At 68.3% G+C, this 23235-nt stretch carries 21 protein-coding genes and 3 tRNA genes; 4 read left to right on the forward strand and 20 right to left on the reverse strand.

The genetic code is table 11. The features are described from left to right. The 4 genes from AC07O8_RS00005 to AC07O8_RS00020 form a co-directional block, all read right to left on the reverse strand. Nucleotides 1–365: GTP-binding protein (locus tag AC07O8_RS00005; RefSeq protein WP_495046094.1), on the reverse strand; the 365-nt coding region annotated here is incomplete at its 3' end. Between the two features lie 49 nt (nucleotides 366–414). Next, a tRNA-Thr gene (locus AC07O8_RS00010) sits at nucleotides 415–489 on the reverse strand. A gap of 71 nt (nucleotides 490–560) precedes the next feature. Continuing rightward, nucleotides 561–634 (reverse strand) — tRNA-Gly (locus tag AC07O8_RS00015). 82 nt (nucleotides 635–716) lie between these two features. Continuing rightward, nucleotides 717–802, reverse strand: a tRNA-Tyr gene (locus AC07O8_RS00020). Between the two features lie 485 nt (nucleotides 803–1287). Here AC07O8_RS00020 and AC07O8_RS00025 point away from each other — a divergent pair. Continuing rightward, complete coding sequence (locus AC07O8_RS00025; RefSeq protein WP_495046095.1) at nucleotides 1288–3933, forward strand: TonB-dependent receptor; 2646 nt, start codon at nucleotides 1288–1290, stop codon at nucleotides 3931–3933. Between the two features lie 109 nt (nucleotides 3934–4042). Here AC07O8_RS00025 and AC07O8_RS00030 read toward each other — a convergent pair whose 3' ends face one another. The 15 genes from AC07O8_RS00030 to trpE all read right to left on the reverse strand — a co-directional run bounded on the left by AC07O8_RS00030 (nucleotide 4043) and on the right by trpE (nucleotide 19665). Further along, nucleotides 4043–4744, reverse strand: coding sequence for a DUF6445 family protein (locus tag AC07O8_RS00030; RefSeq protein ID WP_495046096.1), 702 nt, complete (start codon nucleotides 4742–4744; stop codon nucleotides 4043–4045). A 41-nt stretch (nucleotides 4745–4785) separates the two neighbouring features. Then, on the reverse strand, nucleotides 4786–5859 hold the full coding sequence (locus AC07O8_RS00035) for an acyltransferase family protein (protein WP_495046097.1): 1074 nt from the start codon (nucleotides 5857–5859) through the stop codon (nucleotides 4786–4788). 19 nt (nucleotides 5860–5878) lie between these two features. Continuing rightward, nucleotides 5879–6595 carry a glycoside hydrolase family 16 protein gene (locus tag AC07O8_RS00040; protein ID WP_495046098.1) on the reverse strand — a complete coding sequence of 239 codons (717 nt, stop codon included), beginning with the start codon at nucleotides 6593–6595 and terminating at the stop codon, nucleotides 5879–5881. Between the two features lie 302 nt (nucleotides 6596–6897). Continuing rightward, complete coding sequence (locus tag AC07O8_RS00045; RefSeq protein WP_495046099.1) at nucleotides 6898–8241, reverse strand: MFS transporter; 1344 nt, start codon at nucleotides 8239–8241, stop codon at nucleotides 6898–6900. Between the two features lie 52 nt (nucleotides 8242–8293). Next, entirely contained in the window at nucleotides 8294–9775 is a 1482-nt protein-coding gene (gene nagZ, locus AC07O8_RS00050) for a beta-N-acetylhexosaminidase (protein ID WP_495046100.1), read from the reverse strand. Nucleotides 9776–9864: 89 nt separating this feature from the next. Further along, complete coding sequence (locus AC07O8_RS00055) at nucleotides 9865–10875, reverse strand: SIS domain-containing protein (RefSeq protein ID WP_495046947.1); 1011 nt, start codon at nucleotides 10873–10875, stop codon at nucleotides 9865–9867. Further along, nucleotides 10865–12004, reverse strand: coding sequence for an N-acetylglucosamine-6-phosphate deacetylase (gene nagA, locus AC07O8_RS00060; protein ID WP_495046101.1), 1140 nt, complete (start codon nucleotides 12002–12004; stop codon nucleotides 10865–10867). Before nagA ends, AC07O8_RS00055 begins: the two co-directional genes overlap by 11 nt. Next, nucleotides 12001–12744 carry a GntR family transcriptional regulator gene (locus tag AC07O8_RS00065; RefSeq protein ID WP_297524264.1) on the reverse strand — a complete coding sequence of 248 codons (744 nt, stop codon included), beginning with the start codon at nucleotides 12742–12744 and terminating at the stop codon, nucleotides 12001–12003. The genes nagA and AC07O8_RS00065 overlap by 4 nt, the downstream gene beginning before the upstream one ends. 14 nt (nucleotides 12745–12758) lie before the next feature. Next, nucleotides 12759–13703: a glucosamine kinase nucleotide-binding domain-containing protein gene (locus AC07O8_RS00070; RefSeq protein ID WP_495046102.1), complete on the reverse strand. Its 945-nt coding sequence runs from the start codon at nucleotides 13701–13703 to the stop codon at nucleotides 12759–12761. 216 nt (nucleotides 13704–13919) lie between these two features. Further along, nucleotides 13920–14621: a uracil-DNA glycosylase gene (locus tag AC07O8_RS00075; protein ID WP_495046103.1), complete on the reverse strand. Its 702-nt coding sequence runs from the start codon at nucleotides 14619–14621 to the stop codon at nucleotides 13920–13922. Then, nucleotides 14621–15412, reverse strand: a complete 792-nt coding sequence (gene trpC, locus AC07O8_RS00080; RefSeq protein ID WP_495046104.1) for an indole-3-glycerol phosphate synthase TrpC — start codon at nucleotides 15410–15412, stop codon at nucleotides 14621–14623. Before trpC ends, AC07O8_RS00075 begins: the two co-directional genes overlap by 1 nt. 26 nt (nucleotides 15413–15438) lie before the next feature. Further along, entirely contained in the window at nucleotides 15439–16479 is a 1041-nt protein-coding gene (gene trpD / locus AC07O8_RS00085; protein WP_495046105.1) for an anthranilate phosphoribosyltransferase, read from the reverse strand. Nucleotides 16480–16492: 13 nt separating this feature from the next. Then, complete coding sequence (gene ltaE, locus AC07O8_RS00090) at nucleotides 16493–17572, reverse strand: low-specificity L-threonine aldolase (RefSeq protein ID WP_495046106.1); 1080 nt, start codon at nucleotides 17570–17572, stop codon at nucleotides 16493–16495. Next, nucleotides 17569–18153, reverse strand: a complete 585-nt coding sequence (locus AC07O8_RS00095; protein WP_495046107.1) for an anthranilate synthase component II — start codon at nucleotides 18151–18153, stop codon at nucleotides 17569–17571. The genes ltaE and AC07O8_RS00095 overlap by 4 nt, the downstream gene beginning before the upstream one ends. Before the next feature lie 27 nt (nucleotides 18154–18180). Then, nucleotides 18181–19665, reverse strand: coding sequence for an anthranilate synthase component I (gene trpE / locus AC07O8_RS00100; protein WP_495046108.1), 1485 nt, complete (start codon nucleotides 19663–19665; stop codon nucleotides 18181–18183). Between the two features lie 392 nt (nucleotides 19666–20057). Between trpE and AC07O8_RS00105 the strand changes: the two genes are divergently transcribed. The 3 genes from AC07O8_RS00105 to AC07O8_RS00115 all read left to right on the forward strand — a co-directional run bounded on the left by AC07O8_RS00105 (nucleotide 20058) and on the right by AC07O8_RS00115 (nucleotide 22506). Next, nucleotides 20058–20732 (forward strand): chalcone isomerase family protein, encoded by a 675-nt coding sequence (locus AC07O8_RS00105; RefSeq protein ID WP_495046109.1) that lies wholly within the window; start codon nucleotides 20058–20060, stop codon nucleotides 20730–20732. A gap of 91 nt (nucleotides 20733–20823) precedes the next feature. Next, nucleotides 20824–21720 (forward strand): substrate binding domain-containing protein, encoded by an 897-nt coding sequence (locus tag AC07O8_RS00110; RefSeq protein ID WP_495046110.1) that lies wholly within the window; start codon nucleotides 20824–20826, stop codon nucleotides 21718–21720. 168 nt (nucleotides 21721–21888) lie between these two features. Continuing rightward, nucleotides 21889–22506 carry a nitroreductase family protein gene (locus tag AC07O8_RS00115; protein WP_495046111.1) on the forward strand — a complete coding sequence of 206 codons (618 nt, stop codon included), beginning with the start codon at nucleotides 21889–21891 and terminating at the stop codon, nucleotides 22504–22506. Between the two features lie 59 nt (nucleotides 22507–22565). On the opposite strand, the gene gph is transcribed toward AC07O8_RS00115, so the two are convergent. Next, entirely contained in the window at nucleotides 22566–23225 is a 660-nt protein-coding gene (gene gph, locus AC07O8_RS00120) for a phosphoglycolate phosphatase (protein ID WP_495046112.1), read from the reverse strand. Nucleotides 23226–23235: the final 10 nt, after the last annotated feature.

The following is a 23235-nucleotide window of genomic DNA, read 5'->3' on the forward strand; positions in this document are numbered from 1 at the left end:
AGCAGGATGTGCTCGCGGGTCTGGGGCATCGGGCCGTCAGCGGCCGAGCACACCAGGATCGCGCCGTCCATCTGCGCCGCGCCCGTGATCATGTTCTTCACATAGTCAGCGTGCCCCGGGCAGTCAACGTGCGCGTAGTGGCGGTTGGCCGTCTCGTACTCGACGTGCGCGGTGTTGATCGTGATGCCACGCGCCTTCTCTTCCGGCGCCGCGTCGATCTGGTCGTACGCCTTGGCTTCGCCGCCGAACTTCTTCGACAGCACCGTCGCGATCGCTGCCGTCAGCGTCGTCTTGCCATGGTCAACGTGACCAATCGTGCCCACGTTCACGTGCGGCTTGGTACGTTCAAACTTGCCTTTTGCCATCATGCGCTCCTGGCGATCAGATCAATCAAGAAACGGGATAGAAGAGAGGTGGTGCCCATGGCGCGGATCGAACGCGCGACCTCTCCCTTACCAAGGGAGTGCTCTACCACTGAGCCACATGGGCATCGACACAGGATTGATGACCTTATCAGCAAACCTGTGTCGATATCTCGACACAACACCTTGAACTTCCTATGGAGCGGGAAACGGGAATCGAACCCGTGTCATTAGCTTGGAAGGCTAAGGTTCTACCATTGAACTACTCCCGCCCGGGAGTTTTCCAATTCCCACCGCTTGAACCGCGAAGCGGGTGACGATCACCCGCTTCGTTGCTCTTGCATGGGTCTGCCTTGGTGGAGGAGGCTGGATTCGAACCAGCGTACGCGTTAGCGGGCAGATTTACAGTCTGCTGCCTTTAACCACTCGGCCACCCCTCCAAGGCAAGCCCACGACTATAGCACCGTTATTTTTTGGCGCAAACAAAAAATCCGCCGGGAAGTGCGCGCGTGCGATTGGCGCTCTCTGGAGAGGACAGCCGGAAGGGAGGCGCAACGCGCGCCGGCCCGCATCCAGCGTGCCCCAGCGCACGCTCGGACACGCTCCGACAAGGACCACTCCTAATACCAATTTGCGACCAAGTGGTCTCATCCAAGAACGTTCCGACGGCGGAGCGGTCACCGAGACGGCGGATGCCCAGACACCGCTGTCCATGCGGGTCGCGGCGATGCCACAGCAGGGAAAACACCGGCGTCAAACTGGTAGCAAAGTGGCTTTACCGCTCGTTATAGTGGCATGGCATTGGTTGCATTGAGGTGTATCGGGGGCGCCAGCTGCATGCCACTCCGCCGAAGGGTGTCGTGATTTCAGGTGCCAAGTCTTCATCACGGCCACAACTCCCTGGCCACTCGAGGAGCAGTTCATCATGAAGGTCAACAAGACCCCAATCGCGGCGGCGGTGACGCTGGCGCTGCTGAGTGCGGCGTTTGCCGTGCAGGCGCAGGAACAGAAGAAAGAAGAAAACACGCAGCTGGACCAGGTGGTGATCACCGGCATCCGCGCATCGCTGCAGACGGCGGCCAACATCAAGAAGAACGCCAACGCGGTGGTCGATGCCGTGTCGGCCGAGGACGTGGGCAAGCTGCCCGACTCCGACGTCGGCCAGGCGCTGGGTCGCATTCCCGGCATCTCGGTCGGACGCGATTTCGGCGTCGGCGCCTCGGTGTCGATCCGCGGCACCGACCCGCAGATGACCCTGACCACCCTGAACGGCCACAGCGTCGCGTCGACCGGCTGGTATGACCAGAAGGCGATCGACCGCTCGTTCAACTACTCCCTGCTGCCGCCCGAGCTGATCGGCGGCATGGAGGTCTACAAGTCCTCCCAGGCCGACCTGACTGAAGGCGGCATCGGCGGCACCGTGATCGTCAAGACCCGCAAGCCGCTGGACCTGGATCCGAACGCCGTCTTCGTCAGCCTGAAGGGCGGCAAGGGCACGGTCAGCAAGGACTGGACGAAGGAAGTGTCCGGCCTGTACAGCTGGCGTGACAGCGGCAAGATGTTCGGCGTGCTGGTGTCGGGCGCCTTCGAGCGCGGCGACTACATGCGTCGCGGCATCGAGGCCGACGGCCGCTGGTCCGGCGACGTCACGCCGGGTACCTTCCTGCAGGAACGCGAGCGCAAGGCGTTCAACGTCAGCCTGCAGGCGCGGCCGACCAAGAACATCGACCTCGGCCTGAACTACACCCGCCTGGAGTACGACGCCGACGCGTCCAACACCACCCACTACCTGTACACGCTGCAGGACCCGGGCAAGGGTTACGCCGACACCAACGCCTGCGTGCAGCCGAGCCCGGATCCGGCGCTGCTGTGCCAGAAGACCAACATCACGCAGGCCAACGCGACCAGCACCTTCCTGCAGACCTGGGCGCGCGCCGCCAAGATGACCTCGGACACCGTGGTCGCGGAAGGTTCGTTCAAGGGCGACGGCTTCAAGCTCGAAGGCTCGGCCGGCACGACCAAGGCCGACGGCGGCACCTCGCTGACGACGAACTACAGCTACCTGGGCTGGGGCAACGCGCCGGGCCTGCCGAAGTGGTGGGGTTCGACCGACGCGACCGGCAAGAAGATCTCGATCTCCCCGGGCCAGGACATGAGCGTGCCGCTGAGCGCGCTGGGCGCGACCTCCACGCCTGAATCCTGGGCGACCGCCCGCGGTCCCAACAAGGACAAGGAAGACTTCGCCCAGGCCGACGTCACGATCGATCTGGACTACAGCATCCTGACCTCGTTCAAGGCCGGCCTGCGCGCGACCAAGCACACCTTCACGAAGGACGAGTACCGTCCGACGATGGTGACCACGCCGGTCAGCGCCAACACCGACACGCTGTTCAGCGGCACCATCCCGATGGGCACGCCGGGCTGGAGCGTGCCCAAGCCGAACCTGGGCGCGATGTTCGCGCTGGCCAATGCCAACGTGGCGAGCTGGACCCAGTCGCGCGGCGGCTACGGCGAGATCGAGGAAAAGAACACCGCCATGTACGGCATGTTCAACTTCGAGAAGGATGCCCTGCACGGCAACTTCGGCCTGCGCTACATCCGCACGAAGGCGAGCAACGACGCCTACGTGTTCGACGGCACGCCGCTGGCGGCCGGCGACGTTCCGCAGAACGTCGGCTGGAACACCACGAAGGCGCAGCAGAGCTCGACTTACCACGACTGGCTGCCCAGCCTGAACGTCGTGTACGACATCAACCGCAACACGCTGCTGCGCTTCGCCGCGTCCAAGGCGATCACGCGTCCGAACTACGACAACATGTTCGCCGGCGCCACGCTGGGCTGGAACGACCAGGTCCAGAACAACGAGACGGTCAACTACGGCACCCCGGCGCTCAAGCCGCAGTCGTCCAAGCAGGTCGACCTCGGCATCGAGTACTACTACGGCCGCGGCAACCTGGTGTCGGTGGCGGTCTTCCACAAGAAGATCGACAACTTCATCACCACGGCAACTCAGGTCAACCAGAAGATCGGTCTGATCAGCCCGGACACCGGCCTCGACAACTGGACGATCAACCGCTACATCAACGCGGGCGGCGGCAAGATCAACGGCCTCGAGACGCAGCTGAACCACTCGTTCGACAACGGCTTCGGCGTGGTGGCGAACTACACGTTCACGGATGCGAAGGCGCCCAAGACGAGCTACCAGGACGAGCTGAACATGTTCACGCTGTCCTCGCGTCACAACGTGAACCTGGTCGGCTTCTACGAAACCGACGTGTACAGCGCGCGCCTGGCCTACAACTGGCGCTCGAAGTACATGGTTCGCGAGACCGGCTACTACGGCAACCGCATGCATGACGACTACGGCACGCTGGACCTGAGCCTGGGCTGGAACGTCACGAAGAACCTGCGTCTGAGCTTCGAGGCGATCAACCTGACCAAGGAAGACGACGTGCAGTACGGCGCCGCCGGTTCGAGCACCACGCTGCGCCAGTCGCTCAAGGGCGGCTACCCGGCCTGGTCCTTCATGGGCGAGACGACGTACCGCATCGGCCTGAACGCCAAGTTCTGAATCCAGAACATCTCCGAGGGTCTCCCGGCCCTCTTCAAGCCCGGCTCATGCCGGGCTTTTTTGTTTCTGCCCGCGCCAGGCCGCGCCGGGCCGCGCGGACGAAGCACCCTCAGAAGTCGACGAACGTATTGACGGTGAGTCGACCGCGGCGCGGATCGTCGCTGATGCTGAGCGCGGGATTCACGCAGGCGGTGTGGATGAGCCCGCCCGAATAGACCACCAGCCGGTTGAACTTCGCCGGCAGCATGCCCAGGAACTCGAAGTGTTCATCGCCGGCGTCGAAGTAGCGCTGCGGCGGCGGCCGGCGCTCGATCTGCTCGCGGACCGACGCGCCGTAGCGTTCGGTGTCATCGGCCGTGACCCGCTGGAGCCCGGTGGCCTTGTGCCGATAGAACCCCGTGCCGCCATGACGGCCGTCGCAGAGGTACAGCAGGGCCGCCATGTAATGCGGTGCGCTCGAATCGAAGTGCGGCACCCGCTGCAGCGGACCAAGCCGATCCGCCGCCAAGGTGGTGAGCGAGAACATGCACGGCGTCTTGCGCAGCGGCAGGTCCTCGTCGATGCCGAAGTTGATCCGGATGAGCGGATCCAACAACGACACCAGTTCCTGCGAGTAGGCCTCGGGCGCCGTGGCGCGCATGCCGGGATAGCCCTTGCCCTCGGTCGCGCCGGGGCACAGTTCGAACGTGCTGTCGCAGGCGACCTGCACGAGCGCCTGGGGATGCTCCAGGAAATCGTCGATCAGCAGCACCTGATGGCCGCCGATGGTGAGCGACTGCACGTCGGGCGGCATGCGGATGGAAAAGCTCATCGCCCGATTCTCCGTCCACGCGCCGGACGGCGCGTCGGGGTTCACACCTTGATGTAGATCCGGCGTGCGTCGAGCACGCGCACGATCGCCCACCACACGCCGACAAACACCAGCGCGAAGGCGAGCGAGCGCCCGTACGGTCCGATGAGCGGCTCCAGCCAGCCGAAGCCGTGCGCGTAGAGCGGGTCCATCCAGCCGAAGCCCGCCAGGAACACCGTGCACATCCACGCGCCGGCATAGGCGGCGATCGCATTGACGCCGAAGCTGCGGAACAGCGGCGGCCAGCCGAGACGATCGATCAAGGCATGGGCCCCCAGCAGCGCCAGCGCGGCGAGACCGCCGGTGAAGAGCACGAACGACGGCGTCCACAGGTTCTTGTTGATCGGCATCAGGCCGATCGCGTCGAGCGCGAAGCCCGCGGCTGCCGCCGTGAGTCCGATGGTCGCGAGCTGCTTCAACGCGCCGCTGCGCAGCGCCTCGCCGCAACGCCAGCCGAGCAGCGTTGTCGCGAGCGCGCCCAGCGTGGTGACGATGCCTTCCGGATCATGGCCGAGGCCGGTGGCCGCGTCCCACTCATACCCGTGAGGTCCCAGCAGCCACGCATCGATGCGGCTGGCGATATTGCCGGCCTTGTCGAGCGGCCCGCCCCACAGCAGCAAGGCCCCATAACCGAAGAGCAAGGCGGCGATCCAGAGCCGCTGCCCGGTGGCCCGCCACTGGATCGCGATCAGCCCGGTGAACGCGAAGCACAGGCCGATCCGCTGCAGCACACCAGGAATGCGCAAGGCCGGCTTGCCCATCAACCACCAGGCGAGCGCGTGCAGCACCAGTCCGAGCACGAGGATGCGCAGCGCGCGCTTGACGACGGTGCCGCGCAGCGCAGCGCCGTCGCCCGCCTCGATCCGGGCGCCCATCGCGAGCGACAGGGACACGCCCACGATGAACAGGAAGAACGGGAACACCAGGTCGGTCGGCGTCCAGCCGTTCCAGGCCGCATGCTCCAGCGGGGCGTAGACGTAGCCCCAGTCGCCGGGGTTGTTGACCAGCAGCATCGCGGCAACGGCCAGACCGCGCAGCGCGTCGACGGACGCGATGCGTTTCGAGGAAGCATTCATGGGAATGAGGTCGGAGGAATCAGAAGTCGCAGCGGCTCTCGAGCGCCGGCTCGGCGGCCTGCACCTGGTCCAGCCGCGCGACGCCGCCGGCACGCCAGCGCTTCACCTGCGTCTCCACCTGGGCCGGACTCAGCACCGCGTCCTTCGCGTGGAAGACCCAGTCGACGTCTTCTTCGTACACGCGCGGCGGCCCGCCTGCCGGTCCCTGCGCCAGCGGGCCCTCCGGCGAGAACCACAGGTTGAAGTTGATCGACATCGGCACCACCGGGTAATTCCGTCCGCCGTGGTCGTCGACCTTGCGGCCGTCGATGAACCAGTGCGTCCGACCCTCCGCCACCTGCATCACCAGCGTGTGCCAGTCCTTGCCCGGCTCGCCCAACGCGCCGAATTCCTCGTGCTGCTGGTTGAAGGCCAGCCAAGGATCGAGCCTCACCGTCTGCCAGGTGATGCCGTAGATCCGCGTCTTCTCGCTGCCCCAGCCACCGTTGGGCAGGTACTCCCAGTCGAGCTCGCTGAACTCCGGGTCGAAGTCGTGCTTCAGCGGGCTCACCACGTAGAAGGTCTGAATCACGGGATCGCCGTCGGCGCCGCTCACCGGCCGGTCGCTGAAGCGCACCCGCGCGGCGTAGGTGCCGGCCAGGTACTTGCGCTGGTGGCAGACCTGGACCTGCGTCGTGCCCACACCAGTGCCGTCGGTCGTGCCGCGCAGGCGCAGCTTGCCGTCGACGAGGCTCAAGGCCTCCGGCGCCCAGCGCGCGCCAGGCAGTCCAGGATGGCCGGCCGCCCTGCGAGCCGTCCACCCCTGCTTGAACATCGCGGTCGTGTCGGGGTAGCTGAAGTCGTCGAAGAAGAATTGCGGCGTGGCGGCTTGGGTGCCCGTCGCAGCAAGGAGCGTGGCGGCGACCGCCCACCTGAGGAGGCCTGAGCGTTGGCCGCCAGTGCATGGGGCCTTGGCGGCAAGCGCCAAAACCCCAAGCACAGCCGTCCCCAACCATTGCCGTCCTTCGACGGATCGGCCACCGAGGACTTCGAATGAGGTCATGTCGCGCTTTCGATCGGGGTCGGCGCATGGGCGTCGCCCTTGCCCTTGTCCGTGGCCTTGCCGGGCATGCGGACGAAGAGCAGCAGGATCAGCGCCGGAGCCCCGCAGCCGATCGTCCACAGGAAGAAGTGCTCGTAGCCCATCGCGATCTGGATGTCGCCGCTGATGGTCTTGGACAGGATGAAACCGAGCTGCATCACGCCGGAACCCAGCGCGTAATGCGCCGTCTGATACTTGCCCGGCGCCACGACCTGCATGATGAACAGGATCATCCCGACAAAGCCGAATCCGTACCCCAGCATCTCGATCGCCACGGCGGCACCGACGTGCCACAGGTCCGCCGGCATCGTGACCGCCAGGTAGTAGAAGGTCGCGTTGGGCACCGCCATGGCGACGATCAGGATCGGCATCGCGCGACGCAAGCTCAGCCAGCTCGTGAAATAACCGCCGACGATGCTGCCGACCAGGAATGCCGCCGTGCCCACGGTGCCGTAGATGCCGCCGACCTGCTCCGTCGTCAGACCCAGCCCGCCCTTCTCGCGTGGCTCGATCAGGAACAAGGGACCGATGGTCTGCACCTGCCCCTCGGCAAAACGGAACATGACGATGAACAGGACCATCAGCCAGATGCCCGGCTTCTTCAGGAAATCGGCGATCACCTCGCGCAAGGTCTGCCAGACACCCGCGACGGTGAGATCGCCGTGATCGGTGTTGAGCGCACCAGGCAAGGCATAGGCGTTGTAGCTGGCCAGCACGAACAGCAGCACCGCCAGCATCGCGAAGATCACCGACCAGGCGTTCATCACGCCGATGCCGCGCTCCAGGTGGCCGGCGAGCACGAGCAGCCCGCCCAGCGTCAGGAACTTCGAGGCGTTGAAGAACGCCCCCTGCCAGCCGGCATAGGCCGCCTGCTGCTTGTCGTCGAGCGAGGCCATGTAGAGACCGTCGCAGGCGATGTCGTGCGTCGCCGAGGCATAGGCCAGGAGGAACAGCACCGCGATGCTGGCCGCGAACCACATCGGCAGCTGCAGCGCCACCGCCATCAGGCCCAGCCCGACCGCGCCGGTGTACTGCCCCGCGACGACGATCAGTTTCTTGCTGCGCGCCAGCTCCAGGAACGGGCTCCACAACGGCTTGAACGCCCATGCGAGACCGAGCAGGCCCGTCCATCGCGCGATCTGGTCGTTGGCGACGCCCATGTTCTTGAACATCAGGCCGGCGATCAGCATGACGACGAAGAACTGCATGCCCTGCACGAAGTACAGGCTGGACACCCAGCGGATGGGGCTGCGATCGCCGCGCGCGTCGGCGGCGCCAGGGGGATTCTTCGACGAGCTCATGGGGGAGGACCTCGGTGCGATGCGATGCGGAGCAGGGCGGCGGACGCCGATGTCAATCCAGCGTGACCGGCGACTGGCCACCGGCCTGGCCGCGACCTTGCAGCCAGGCGCCGAGCGCGCCCAGTGCGCCGTCGGCATAGCCCCAGCTGATCACCGTGGGTGCGGAGACGTCCAGCGCCTGGAACGGATTCCACAGCACCAGGTGAAGGTCCGGACGCCACGCCGCGGCGTTGGCGCCGTAGCGCGCGCGGTGCGTCGAGGCCACGATCGTGAAGCGGCCGTCGTCCGGCACGAGGGACCAGTCGAGCGCCGCGATGTCGCCGAGCGAGACGAACTCGACATCGCCGTAGCCCTCGAACAGCGCGCGCACCTGCGCGCCGGTCGGGCCCGCCTCGGACACGCCGTCGGTGGGCACCTCGTCCTGCACCAGCACGCGGATCGGACGATCGCTCGCGGGCGGCGTCGCGCCGCGCAGCGCGCTCAGACCCGCGGCCCAGGCGCGGCGCATCAGCACGTCGTCGGCCTCGCGCTGCGCGCCCTGGTAATCGTCGAAGCGGACCGGGAAATCGCGCGCCAGCTTGTCCAGCCGTGCTTCCGCCTGGCGACCGCGCTCGGCGCTCAAGCCGCCGCGCGTCAGCGCGTCCTGCAGCGCATGGATCGCCTGCGCCTGCTCGTCCAGCGAGCCCTGCGCCAGGATCATGTCGGCGCCGGCGTTGATCGCCAGCACCGCCGCCTTCGCGTAGCCGTAGCGCTCGGCGATGGCCTTCATCATCAGCGCGTCGGTGATGACGACGCCGTCGTAGCCGTACTCGTCGCGCAGGATGCCGCCCAGGATGGTCTTGGACAGCGTCGCCGGGTACAACGGGTCGATCTTCGGATAGACGATGTGTGCCGTCATGATCGACGGCGCCACCTCGCGCAGCGCCTGGAAAGGCTTGAGTTCGAGCGCGTCCAGCTCGGCGCGGGACTTCTCGACCGTGGGCAGGTCGAGGTGAGAGTCGACGTGCGTGTCGCCGTGACCCGGGAAGTGCTTGATGCAGCACGCAACGCCCGCCGCCATCGAGCCCTTCATCCACGCGCCGGCCAGGCGCGTGACAGTGTCGGCGGTCTCGCCGAAGCTGCGCTCGGCGATGACCGGATTGGCCGGGTTATTGTTGATGTCGGTGACCGGCGCGAAGTTCCAGTTGATGCCGATGCCGCGCAGTCCGCGCGCCACCGCGGCGCCGACCTGCTCGGCCAGCCCCTCGTCACCGGCCGCGCCCAGCGCCATCGCCGACGGCGGCTGCGGCAGGAAGGTCGCGCGCACGACGGAACCGCCCTCCTGGTCCAGACCGATCAGCGCATCGGCGCCCATCGCGTCGCGCAGGTCCTGCGTGAGCCTGCGGACCTCGGCCTCGGTGCCCAGGTTCTTGCGGAACAGGCACACTGCGCGGATCTTGTTGTCGCGCAGGAAGGCCGCGGTCGTCGCATCCAGCGTCTTGCCCTGGATGTCCACCATCACCAGCCGGCCCGGATGGAATGCTGTCTCGCTCATGTCGCTCTCTTCTGCCTGGCCCGCGGGTCGAAGCTGGGTAATGCTGGAAATGAAGGTCCGATCACGCCGGACCGCCGGTCAATGCTCGATCAATGCGTCTTGGTGACCTTGGCCAGGTGCCGCGGCTGGTCGGGGTTCAAGCCCCGCGCCTGCGCCAGCGCCTCGACCATCGGATAGAAGCTCTGCACCGCGGTGATCGGATCGAGGTCCTCGTTGCCGGTGCAGGTCAGCGGCAGCTCGGCGCCCGGCGTGCCTTCCGGCGCCGCCAGCAGCACGCGCGCGCCGCGGCCGCGCATCTCCTCGGCGAGCGCCAGCAGGCCGGCCTGCGCGGGACCGCGCGGCGCGAAGACCAGCAGCGGATAGCCCTCCTCCACCAGCGCCATCGGGCCGTGCTTCACTTCAGCGCCGGAGAAGGCCTCGGCCTGGATGCCGCAGGTCTCCTTGAACTTCAGCGCCGCTTCCAGCGCGATCGGCAGCGAGGTGCCGCGGCCGATGACGAACAGCTTGTCCGCGCCCTTGAGCACGTCGACCGCCACGTCCCACCGCTGCGTCGCGGCCTGCTCCATCGCCTGCGGCAGGGTCTGCAGGGCGGCCGACAGGTCCTCGTCGCCCTGCCAGGCGGCGACGACGCGCGCGCCCGCCACCAGCTGCGCGATGTAGCTCTTGGTCGCGGCGACGCTCTGCTCGACGCCCGCATGCAGGCGGAACACGTGTTCGGCGGCCGCCTCGAGCGGCGATCCGTCGGCGTTCACGAAGGCGACCGTGCGCGCGCCGTTGGCGCGGAAGTACTGCGTCGGCGAGACCAGGTCCGGGCTCTGGCCCGATTGGGAAAACGCGAACGACACCAGCCCCTGGCTCTCGATCTTGCTCTGGTAGAGCGTGATCAGCGACATCGGCAGCGAGGTCACCAGCCGGCCCAGACGCGCCATCACGAGATAGGCGAGGTAGTGGGACGCATGGTCCGAGCTGCCGCGCGCGATCGTCAGCAGCGAGGTCGGCGGCTGCTCGCGCAGCGCGTCGCCCAGCGCGGCGTAGGCGTTCCGATCGGCGGCCAGTTGGCGGGCCACCACCTGCGGCGCGCTCAGCGCCTCATCCAGCATTCGCGAGGTCAATTGCTTCTCCTTCAACGACCACGCACTGCAACTGCAAGCCACGGTCCATCACCACGAAATCCGCCCAGGCGCCCGGTGCCAGCCGGCCCCGGTCGTCCAGACCCAAATAGTCGGCCGCGTTCGTCGACACGCGTCGGGCCGCGTCCTCGATCGTCAGGCCCAGCTTCAGCACCAGGTTGCGCAGCGCCTGGTCCATCGTCAGCGTCGATCCCGCCAGCGTGCCGTCGGGCAGGCGCACGCCGCCGAGGCACTTCGTCACGCGGTGGCGGCCCAGGCTGTAGTCGCCGTCCGGCATGCCGGCCGCCGCCGTCGAATCGGTGACGCAGAACAGGCGCGGGATGCAACGCAGCGCGACGCGGATCGCGCCGGGGTGCACGTGCAGCAGGTCCGGGATGATCTCGGCGTACTGCGCATGCGCCAGCGCGGCGCCGACCATGCCGGGCTCGCGGTGGTGCAGGCCCGTCATCGCGTTGAACAGGTGCGTGAAACCGCCGGCGCCGCGGCCGAGCGCGGCCACGCCGTCTTCGTACGTGCCCAGCGAGTGCCCGATCTGGACCTGGAAGCCGGCCTCGCGCAAGCGCGTGACGAGCTCGAGATGACCGGGGAGTTCCGGCGCCAGCGTGATCAGGCGGATCGGCGCGATCGCGTGCAGCTCGCGGATCTCGGCGATGGACGCGGCCTTGGCGAAGTCCGGCTGCGCGCCGAGCTTGCCGGGATTGATGTACGGCCCTTCGAGGTGAACGCCCAGCACGCGGGCGCCGCCCTCGGGGCGCACGACGCAGAGCTCGGCCAGTCCGCGCATCGCCTGCCGGATCTCGTCCAGCGGCGCGGTCATCGTGGTCGCCAGCAGCGACGTGGTGCCGTGTTTCGCATGCAGCTTCGCGAGCTGCGCGGCGGCATCGCCGCCTTCCATCGTGTCGCGACCCGCGCCGCCGTGGACGTGCGTGTCGATGAAGCCGGGCAGGACGATCGGCAGGTCCTGCGCGCCGTGCCGCACCTCGTGCTCCGACGCGGCGGTCCCGTCGATGCCGACGACGCGACCGTCTTGATGTTTCAGCACACCGCGGATGAACCCGCCAGGTGTCAGTAGGAATCCGTCGATGTGCTGGGTCGTCATCCGTCTCGCCTCATCTCCGCGACGAAGTCGTAGTAGTCGCTGCGGCAGTAGGAATGGGTGAGCTCCACGGCCTGACCCTGGTCCAGGTAGCCCACGCGGGTGATGAACAGCACCGCCTGCCCCACCGGCACCTGCAGCAGACCCGCCAGACGCGAGTCGGCATTGATGGCGCGGATGTGCTGCAGCGCGCGCACCGGCGCACCGCCGTGCTGGGCGAGGTGCTCGTACAGCGAGGACTCGACCTGCTGCGGATCGGGCAGCACGGCCTCGGGCAGGATCGAGAGCTCATAGGCCATCACCACGGCGTCCGCCAGGCGCAGGCGTTCCAGGCGCGCGACGCGTTGACCGGTCGTCAGGCCGAGCGAGAGCTGCTCGTCCGGCGCCGCCATGGCGAAGCCGCGGGTCAGCCAGCGGCTGCTGGGCTTGAAGCCGCGTTGATGGAGTTCCTCGGAGAAGCTGGTCAGGCGCGACAGCGGCTGCTCGAGCTTCGGGGCGATGTAGTTGCCGGAGCCGCGCTTGCGCACGATCAGGCCCTGCTCGACGAGGCGGTCGATCGCCTTGCGGGCGGTGACGCGCGAGAGGTCGAGCGATTCGGAGAGCACGCGTTCCGACGGCAGGGCCTCGTCGGCCTGGTACTGGCCTTCGCGGATCGCCTGCGCCAGCTTGTGGGCCAGCTGCATGTACAGCGGCGAGGCGGCGGCGGGATCGGGCTTGAACTGGAAGGGCAGCTTGGTGCTCATCGGGCTTCTCGTCTTCAACGGGGGTCGGAGAGAGCGCCGCGGACCAGCCGCAGCGCGCCGTCGGCCGAGTCGCCCTGGGGCGACACGCAACGGGCCCGAATGTTGCCTGAGAAAAGCGCGGCGAGCCGCTGCGCCACGCTGCCCGCGAGCGAGAGCGGCAGCTGCCGCGTCGGATCGAGCGCGAGCGCGAGCTGCTCCAGTTCCGCCACCGCCTGCGCGACGAGCGCCGCGGCGGCCGGATCGTCCGCCGATTGTTCGAACACCAGCGGCGCCAGCTGCGCGTACGCATGCTGGCCGGCCTGGGCGACCCAGGCGTTGATCGCATCCCGATCTTGATCGTCCTTGCAGCCGGCGGCGGCCCACACGGCGCGGGCCAGCGGTCCGGCCGCGACGCGGCCGTCCATCGCCTTCTGCGCGAGCCGCATCGCCTGGATGCCGAGCCACGCGCCGCTGCCCTCGTCGCCGCCGATCCAGCCCCAGCCGCTGACGCAGACCATCGAACCGTCCGAGCGCAGCGCCTCGCCCACCGTGCCGGTGCCGGCCGCAACCACGCCGCCGGGCCGGCCCGCGTGCGCGCCGATGACGGACGTGGTGCCGTCGTTCACGAGTTCGATGTGGACGTAGCCGGGCTGCTGCGCGACGAAGGCCTGCGCCTGGGCGGCGACACCGGCGCCGGACAGGCCGAGGCCGATCGCGGTCTCGCCGAGCGGCAGGCGCTCGATGCCCGCCTTGGCCGCCGCTTCCTGGACAGCCATCTGGATGTGGCGCCACGCCTGGGCGATGCCCTGCCCCAGCGCCGACGGTCCCGCCCAGCCCTGTCCGAGGAGCTGTCCCTGGACGTCGCTCAGCCGGACCCGCGTGCCGGTGCCCCCGCCGTCCACTCCCACGAGGAAGCGGACGCCCGCGAAGCGCGGCTGCAGAGGAGCGGACCAGGCGTCCGCCAGAGGGTGGCTTGTCATGATTAATACCAGTTTAGTACCAAAAAACGCAGAGCGTCAATTGGTAGCGCACTGGACTTAACCCTGATGCCGAGGCCCCTGTCAGAGGGGTTAGGTGGTTATGACCACCAACGTACCAGTTATGGCTCTGCGAGGAATGAACCCAGTGCCCGTTTTACTCCCTCTCCCGCTTGCGGGAGAGGGTGGGGGGGAGGGCCAGCGGCCGCGGCAGTACGGTCAATCCAGGGACCAGCTCAACTCGACGCCCTGCCCTTTGAGCCAGTCGCTCGCAGCCGAGAAGTGCCCGCAGCCGATGAAGGGCGCGGGACCGCGCGTGGCGGACAACGGCGACGGGTGATTCGCCTGCAGCACCAGATGCTGGCGGCCCGCGGCCTCGATCAACGGCGCCTTTGCCTGCGCATGGGCGCCCCACAGCAGATAGACCTTGGGGGCCGGGTCTTGCGCGGTCGCCGCGATGAGCGCGTCGGTCAGCGATTCCCAGCCCTTCTTCGCATGCGAGGCCGCGGCGCCATCCTCGACGGTCAGGCTGGTGTTGAGCAGCAGCACGCCGCGCCGCGCCCACTCGCCGAGGTGACCCGACATCGCCGGCTGCTGACCCAGGTCGCGCTGCAGTTCCTTGAAGATGTTGCGCAGCGAGGGCGGCAGCTTCTCCCCCACCGGCACGGAGAACGACAGCCCCTCCGCCTGCCCCGGCCCGTGGTACGGGTCCTGGCCGACGATGACGACCTTGACCTTGGTCAGCGGCGTGAGGCGCAGCGCACGCAGCGGATCGGGCGGATAGATCACCGCGCCTTCGGCGAGGCGCGCCTTCAGCAGCGCCTCGATGCGTCGACCGTCGGCGCTGTCGCGCCAGGCGTCGATGAGCGGCTGCCAGCCGTCGCCGACCGACCAGTCGAGGGCCTTGAGCGTCGCCGTCATCAACGGAACAGCGCCGACAGCGCCGCGCCCGGATCGGGCGCGCGCATGAAGGCCTCGCCGACGAGGAAGGCGTTGACCTGCGCGTCGCGCATGCGCTGCACGTCGTCGGGTCCGAGGATGCCGGACTCGGTCACCAGCAGGCGATCCGCCGGCACCTGCTTCAGCAGCCCGAGCGTCGTGTCCAGCGTGACCTCGAAGGTCTTCAGGTTGCGGTTGTTGATGCCGACCATCGGCGTCTTCAGCCGCAGCGCGCGCTCGAGTTCAACGCCATCGTGGACCTCCACCAGCACGTCCAGGCCCAAGCCCAGCGCGCAATCCTCGAGTTCGGCCATCAGGCCGTCGTCCAGGCTTGCCGCGATCAGCAGGATGCAGTCCGCGCCCATCGCGCGGGCTTCGTAGACCTGGTACGGATCGATCATGAAGTCCTTGCGCAGCACCGGCAGCGTGCAGGCCGCGCGGGCCTGCTTCAGGAACTCGACTGAGCCCTGGAAATGCGGCGCGTCGGTCAGCACGCTCAGGCAGGCCGCGCCGTGCTGCTCGTAGCTGCGGGCGATATCAGCGGGACGGAAGTCCTCGCGCAGCACGCCCTTGCTCGGGCTGGCCTTCTTCACCTCGGCGATGACGCCGCTGCGGCCCGCGGCGATCTTGGCGCGCAGCGCGTTCACGAACCCGCGCGTCGGCTCGGCGCGCGATTCGGCTTCGGCACGCAGCGCGGACAGCGGCACGCGCGCGGACGCGGCGGCCACTTCCTCGCGCTTGACGGCGTTGATGCGATCCAGGATGTCAGACATACGACTCTCTTGAGACTCTCTCGAATTCAGCCCAGCGCGGCCGCTTGCTGCTTCGTCTCCGCGACGAACTGGTCCAGCTTCGCGCGGGCGGCGCCGGACTCGAGGGCGACACGCGCCTTCGCGATGCCGTCGGCGATCGACTCGACCACGTTGGCCGCGTACAGCGTCGCGCCCGCGTTCAGCAGCACGATGTCGCGCGCCGCGCCGGGTTCGTTGCCGAGCACGCCCAGCAGGATCTGGCGGCTCTCTTCCGGCCCGCTCACGCGCAGGTTGCGGCTCGCGACCATCGGCATGCCGAAGTCTTCGGGATGGATCTCGTACTCGCGGATCTCGCCGTTCCGCAGCTCGCCGACCAGCGTCGCCGCGCCCAGCGAGATCTCGTCCATGTTGTCCTTGCCATAGACGACGACCGCGTGCTGCGCGCCCAGGCGCTGCATCACCCGGACCTGGATGCCGACGAGGTCCGGATGGAAGACGCCCATCAGGATGTTGGGCGCGTCGGCCGGGTTGGTCAGCGGCCCCAGGATGTTGAAGATCGTGCGCACGCCCAGCTCCTTGCGGACGGGCGCGATGTTCTTCATCGCCGGATGGTGGTTGGGCGCGAACATGAAACCGATGCCGGTCTTGCGCACGCATTCGGCGACCGCCTGCGGCGGCAGCGACAGCGTCACGCCGAGCGCCTCCAGCACGTCCGCGCTGCCGGTCTTGGACGACACGCTGCGGTTGCCGTGCTTGGCGACCTGCGCGCCCGCCGCGGCCGCGACGAACATCGAGCAGGTCGAGATGTTGAAGGTATGCGCGCCGTCGCCGCCGGTGCCGACGACGTCGACCAGATGCGGGCCCGGCTCGATCGGCACCTTGACGGAGAACTCACGCATCACCTGCGCGGCGGCGGTGATCTCGCCGATGGTCTCCTTCTTGACGCGCAGGCCGATCAGGATGGCCGCGGCGGTGACCGGCGAGATGTCGCCGCTCATGATCCGGCGCATCAGCGCCAGCATCTCGTCGTGGAAGATCTCGCGGTGCTCGATGACGCGGGTCAGCGCCTCGTTGTCGGTGATGGGCATGGCGATCTCCCGCTCAGGCGTTGAAGAACCGGCGCGTGGCCGCGACCGCGCGGTCGACACCCTCGGCGTCCACATCGAGGTGGGTCACGAACCGCAGCTTGTACAAGCCGGTCGTGAGCACGCCTTCGGACTTCAGATGCTCGACCAGCTTCGCAGCGATGCCCTTGTCGACGTCGCAGAAGACGATGTTGGTCTGCGGCGCTTCCACCGCCACGCCCGGCAGGCCTTGCAGCCCTTCGGCGAGACGCTGGGCCAGCGCGTGGTCCTCACCCAGGCGTGTGACCTGGTGATCGAGCGCGTAATGGGCCGCCGCCGCGAGCAGCCCGGCCTGGCGCATGCCGCCGCCGAGCATCTTGCGCCAGCGGTGCGCGCGCTGGATGAGCTCGCGCGAGCCGCACAGCACCGAGCCGACCGGCGCGCCCAGCCCCTTCGAGAAGCAGACCGACACGCTGTCGAAGTGCGAGCAGATGCGCCGGGCCGCGTCGTAGGGATCGCTCGCGTCGCGCGCGGCGACGGAGACCGCCGCGTTGAACAGGCGCGCGCCGTCGAGGTGGCGCGACAGGCCGTGGCGCCTGGCCAGCTCGGACGCCGCGGCGAGGTAGTCCATCGGCAGCACCTTGCCGCCGATCGTGTTCTCGAGCGCCAGCAGCCGCGTGCGCGCGAAGTGCGCGTCGTCGGGCTTGATGTTGGCCTCGATGTCGGCCAGCGGCAGCGAGCCGTCCGGCGCGTGGTTCAGCGGCTGCGGCTGGATCGAGCCCAGCACCGCCGCACCGCCGCCCTCCCAGCGGTAGGTGTGGGCGAACTGGCCGACGATGTACTCGTCGCCGCGCTGGCAGTGCGCCATCAGCGCGCACAGGTTGCTCTGCGTGCCGGTGGGCATGAAGAGCGCGGCCTCGAAGCCGAGGCGCTCCGCCAGCGCCGCCTGCAGCGCGTTGACGCTCGGATCGTCGCCGAAGACGTCGTCGCCCAGCGGCGCGGCCGCCATGGCGGCGCGCATGCCGGCGGTCGGCTGGGTGACGGTGTCGCTGCGCAGATCGACGATCGCGCCGATGTTCCCGCCGCGCTGACCGGTTGCCTTGCTGCCTTCGTTCATCGTGCCAACTCCAGGAAGTTCTTGAGCATCGCGTGACCGTGCTCCGAGAGGATGGATTCGGGATGGAACTGGACGCCTTCCAGCGGCGTCGCGGTGCCGGCCAGCGCGCGATGGCGAACGCCCATGATCTCGCCGTCCTCGCTGCGGGCGCTGATCTCCAGCTCCGCCGGGATCGTCGATTCCTCGATCGCCAGCGAGTGGTAGCGGATCACGTCGAAACGCCCGGGCAGCCCGCTGAAGACGCCCTGCGTGTCGGTCGTGATCGTCGAGGACTTGCCGTGCATCTGCACCTTGGCGCGGATGATGTTGCCGCCCAGCGCGGCGCCGATGCTCTGGTGGCCCAGGCACACGCCCAGGATCGGCATCTTGCCGATGAAGCGCTGGATCGCCGGCACGCAGACGCCGGCTTCCTTGGGCGTGCAGGGGCCGGGCGAGAGCACCAGGTGGGTCGGGTTGAGCGCGGCGATCCCGTCGAGCGTGATCTGGTCGTTGCGGACCGTCTTCACCTCGGCGCCGAGCTCGGCGAAGTACTGCACCAGGTTGAAGGTGAAGCTGTCGTAGTTGTCGATCATCAGCAGCATGTTCTTGCTCCTTCGTTCACTTCAGCTTCAGAAACCTTCTTCGACCAGTTCCGCGGCGCGCAGCAACGCGCGCGCCTTGGCCTCGGTCTCCTTCCATTCGAGCTCGGGGACCGAATCCGCCACGATGCCCGCCGCCGCCTGCACGTACAGCACCTGGTCCATGACGATGCCGGTGCGGATCGCGATGGCCAGGTCCATGTCGCCGCCGAAGCTCAGGTAGCCGCAGGCGCCGCCGTAGATGCCGCGCTTGACGGGCTCGAGCTCGTCGATGATCTCCATCGCGCGGATCTTGGGCGCGCCCGACAGCGTGCCGGCCGGGAAGCTGGCGCGGAACACGTCCATGTTGCCCACGCCGGGTTTCAGGAGGCCCTCGACGTTGCTGACGATGTGCATCACGTGCGAGTAGCGTTCGACCGCGAAGGCGTCCGTCACCTTCACGCTGCCGGTCCGGGCGATGCGGCCGATGTCGTTGCGGGCCAGGTCGATCAGCATCAGGTGCTCGGCGCGTTCCTTCGGATCGGCCTGGAGTTCGATCTCCAGCGCCTGGTCCTGCTCCGGCGTCCCGCCGCGCGGTCGCGTGCCGGCCAGCGGGCGGATCGTGACCTTGCGGCCGTCGGGCGTCTGCTCCTGGCGCACCAGGATCTCGGGCGAGGCGCCGACGATCTGGAAGTCCCCCATGTCGTAGAAGTACATGTAGGGGCTGGGATTGAGCGACCGCAGCGCGCGGTAGAGGCTCAGCGGGGACTCGGTGTAGCGCTTCTTCAGCCGCTGGCCGAAGACGATCTGCATGCAGTCGCCGGCGGCGATGTAGGCCTTGGCCTTGTCGACCGAGGCGAGGAAGTCGGCCTTCGCGAACTCGCGCTCGACCGGATGCGCCTGGGCGCGCGCGACGCGCGGCGCGGCGACCGAGTAGCCCAGCTTGTCCTTCAGTTCGGTGAGGCGCTTCTTCGCCTTGAAGTAGGCCTCGGGCTGGCCGGGGTCGGCGTACACGATCAGGTAGAGCTTGCCCGACAGGTTGTCGATGACGGCCAGTTCCTCGCACTGGAGCAGCATCACGTCGGGCGTCGGCAGGCCGCCGTCGGGGGTCGAGCCGGCCAGGCGCGGCTCGATGTAGCGCACGGCGTCGTAGCCGAAGTAGCCGGCGAGGCCGCCGCAGAAGCGCGGCATGCCAGGTCTGAGCGCGACCTTGAAGCGTTGCTGGTAGGCCTCGATGAAGGCGAGCGGGTCGCCCTCGTGGGTCTCGATCACGGCGCCGTCGCGGATCACGCGGGTGACGGGGCCTTCGCTCTTCAGCACGGTGCGCGCGGGCAGGCCGATGAAGGAGTAGCGGCCGAAGCGCTCGCCGCCGACCACCGATTCCAGCAGGAAGCTGTGGCGGCCCGGGCCGTTGCCGGCGCAGAGCTTCAGGTAGAGCGAGAGCGGGGTCTCGAGATCCGCGAAGGCCTCGCTGATCAGCGGGATGCGGTTGTAGCCGTCGGCGGCCAGGCTTTGGAATTCCAGTTCGGTGATCACGTCGTCAAACCTCTTGTCGAATGCGGCGCGTCGTCCGTGACGCAGGGCATCACGACGCGCGCGCAAGCGCTAACTCAGGTCGCCTGTTGGACCTGCCCCGTACGACAGGGTGCAGAGGATGTGTGACGGTTCCCGCGTCCGGGGGATAGGGTGGACGGCGGGTGGCAAGCATCAGGCGGCTTCAGGTGAAGTCGTGCCAGGATCGCCAGGGCCAGGCTCCCCGGTCGTTCGACCCCTTGATGTGCTTGCGCGTGATAAACATGGTGAAGATCAGTGTAGCAGGCGACGTGGGCAGGAGGATTCCCGGAGGGCCCGCTTCGCATCCCTGGCGGATACTTCGCCCCAGAGCCGACCGTGGAGTCGGCCGATCATTCCGGAGGGGATGGAGACACATGTCCAAGCGCAAAGTCCTGATGGCCGCGGGGGTGCTCGCGGCCGCGATGCTGACGTCGATCGCGGCCTCGGCCCAATCGTCGCCTGCGGCCGCACCGGCGGCCGCCGCGGCGCCGATCGAGGTGGCCGGCGTCAAGTACGACGGCAACGTCGAGGTGGCCGGCCAGAAGCTGCAGCTCAACGGCGCGGGGATCCGCTACAAGGCGATCTTCAAGGTCTACACGGCCGGCCTGTACATGAACGCGAGGGCGACGACGCCTGAAGCGGTGCTGGCCAACACCGGCCCGAAGCGCATGCACATCCAGATGCTGCGCGACATCGACGGCGAGGAGCTGGGCAAGCTCTTCACCAAGGGCATGGAGCAGAACGCGACGCGCGAGGAATTCGGGCGCTCCATCGTCGGCGTGCTGCGCATGTCGGAGATCTTCGTGCAGAAGAAGAAGCTCAAGACGGGCGAGAGCTTCGGCGTGGACTACATCCCCGGGACGGGCACGGTGGTCTTCGTCAACGGCCAGTTGATCCCCGGCGACCCGATCAAGGGCGAGGACTTCTTCAACGTGCTGCTCAAGATCTGGCTGGGCAAGTCGCCCGCTGACAGCGACCTGAAGGTCGCGCTGCTCGGCGGCGCCAAGGCGGTGGCGAGCAACCGCAACGCGGCGGGCAGCGGGCGCTGAAGTTGGCTAGCGCTGAAGTGGTCGAGCCCGACGCCGCGTCGCGCCGCGGTGCCGCTGCGCTCCGCCCTCGCTTGACCAACCGCCTCGGCTGATGGACCGGATCGATGCCTTGCGCCTGCTGCTGGATGTCGCGGCGGCGGGCAGCTTCTCCGGCGCCGCACGTCTGCGGGGACTGGCGACGTCGACGGTCGCGCAGGCCGTCGGCCAGCTGGAGGGCGAGAGCGGCGCGACGCTGATCACGCGCTCGACACGCAAGCTGGTGTTCACGCGCGAGGGCGAGACGCTGCTGTCGGACGCGCGACGGATCGTGTCGGACTGGGACGGCGCGATGTCGGCCCTCAAGGAGGACGGCACCCTGTCCGGCGCCATCCGGCTGACCGCCACCAACGACTTCGGCCGGAGCCAGCTCCGTCCGCTGCTGGATGACTTCCAGTCCCGGCATCCGGCGCTGCGGCTCAGCCTGCTGCTGAGCGACAGCACCCTGGACCTGATCGCGGGACGCATCGATGTGGCGATACGCACCGGCCCGCTGCCCGACTCCGGTCTCCATGCCCGGCTGCTGGTCCCCGGCGGGCGCGTGGTCTGCGCGTCCCCGGCCTACTGGGCGCGTGCGGGTCGGCCCACCCATCCGTCCGAGCTGTCGGCACACAACTGCCTGGTGCTCGCCCGGCCCGACGCCCCGCTGTCGAGCTGGCGCTTCCTGGACGGCAACGCTCCGCTGACGGTGAAGGTCACGGGCGATCGTGAAGCCAGCGACGGCGGTGTGCTGCGGGAATGGGCGGTGGAAGGCCACGGCGTGATCCTCAAGAACCGCTGGGATGTGCTGAAGGAGCTGTCCGCAGGCACGCTCGAGACCGAGCTGGATGCATTCGCCGGCGGTCCGATCGATCTCTTCGCGGTCTACCCCGCGTATCCGCCCAGTCGCCGGGTCGCGGCGCTGGTGGACTTCATCGCCGACGCCCTGGCGTCCGCCCCGCCCTCGGCCTAGGACCAGCGCCCGGCCCGGCCCGGGCGCGCCGTGCCGCGCATCTGCGTCGAAACCCGAAAGGTCCTTCGCCGGTCGGCCGGCTTATCGCCGCGACCCGGCCTTCCTACGATCTCTTCACTGCCGAAGTCCCGCGGTTCCGCGGACCGGCCACTCCGTGAAAGAGATCCCATGACTCATCCTCTCCTCCAGACCATCCAGTCGCGCCGCACGACGCAGCTGTTCGATCCGTCGCGTCCCATCGACGACGCACAGATCGAAGAACTGGTGAGCGTCGCCACGACGGCGCCGACCTCCTTCAATCTGCAGAACTGGCGCTTCATCGCCGTGCGCACGCCGTCGGAAAAGGCACGTCTGCGCGCCGTCGCCTGGGACCAGGCGAAGGTGACGGAGGCGGCGGTGACCTTCATCGTGTGCGGACAGCTGGCGGACGCCACCGTCATGTCGGCTCGGCTGGCTCCCTCGGTCGCCGCCGGCTTCATGCCGGCGGAGATGGTCCCGGGTTGGGAGGGTGCGGCACGCAGCTTGTATGCGGACCAGCCGCAGCGCCAGCGCGATGAGGCGGTGCGCTCCGCGACGTTCGGCGCCGGCACGCTGATCCAGGCGGCGCACGCGCTGGGCCTGGGTGCAGCCCCGATGATCGGCTTCGACGCCCAGGCGGTCACGGAGGCCTTCGACCTCGCGGCAAACGAGATTCCCGTGCTGCTGCTCGCCGTCGGTCATCCGGCGCCGGGCAACTGGCCGCAGAAGCCGCGTCGTCCGCTCGCGGAAGTGCTCACCTTGCGCTGAGGAAGCCGGGGCGCCCGCCCCGCGGTGTCAGCGGCTCATTCGCTGATCGGCTCATCCGCTCAACCGAGCAACTCGTCGAGCCGGTCGATGTAGCGTTCCGCGGGCACCTCGCGGATCGGCTGGCCGTGGTTGTAGCCGTAGCTGACGAGCGCGATCGGGCAGCCGGCGGCATGCGCGGCGCGGGCGTCGTTGCTGGAGTCGCCGATCATCCAGGTCGTCGCGGGCGCTGAACCCAGCGCCTCGCAGGTCTTGAGCAGCGGCATGGGATCGGGCTTCTTGCGCTCGAAGTCGTCGCCGCCGAAGACGCGGTCGAAGTAGCGGTCCAGTCCCTTGCGCTTGAGCAGCTCCCGCGCGAACGCGGCCGGCTTGTTGGTCAGGCAGGCCATCGGCAGGCCGAGCGCCTTCAGCGCGTCCAGGCCTTCGATCACGCCGGGAAACACGTCGGCGTGCTCGCCGTTGAGCACCTCGTAGTGGCGCTGGTAGAGCGCCCACGCCTGCTCGTAGTGCTCCTGCGGCGCGCCGACTTCGGTGAGCACGCTGCGGATCAGGTGTTCGCTGCCCTGACCGATCGTGTGCTCGACGAAGTCGCGGCCGACCGCCGGCAATGCCATGTCGGTCATTACGCGGTTCAACACCGCGACGAAGTCGCCCAGGGTGTCGACGAGCGTGCCGTCGAGGTCGAGCATGAAAGCGGTCGGGGTCGGATCGAGTGCAGGCATGCCGGCATCC

The sequence above is a fragment of the Roseateles sp. GW821-FHT09G09 genome (assembly GCF_059415965.1).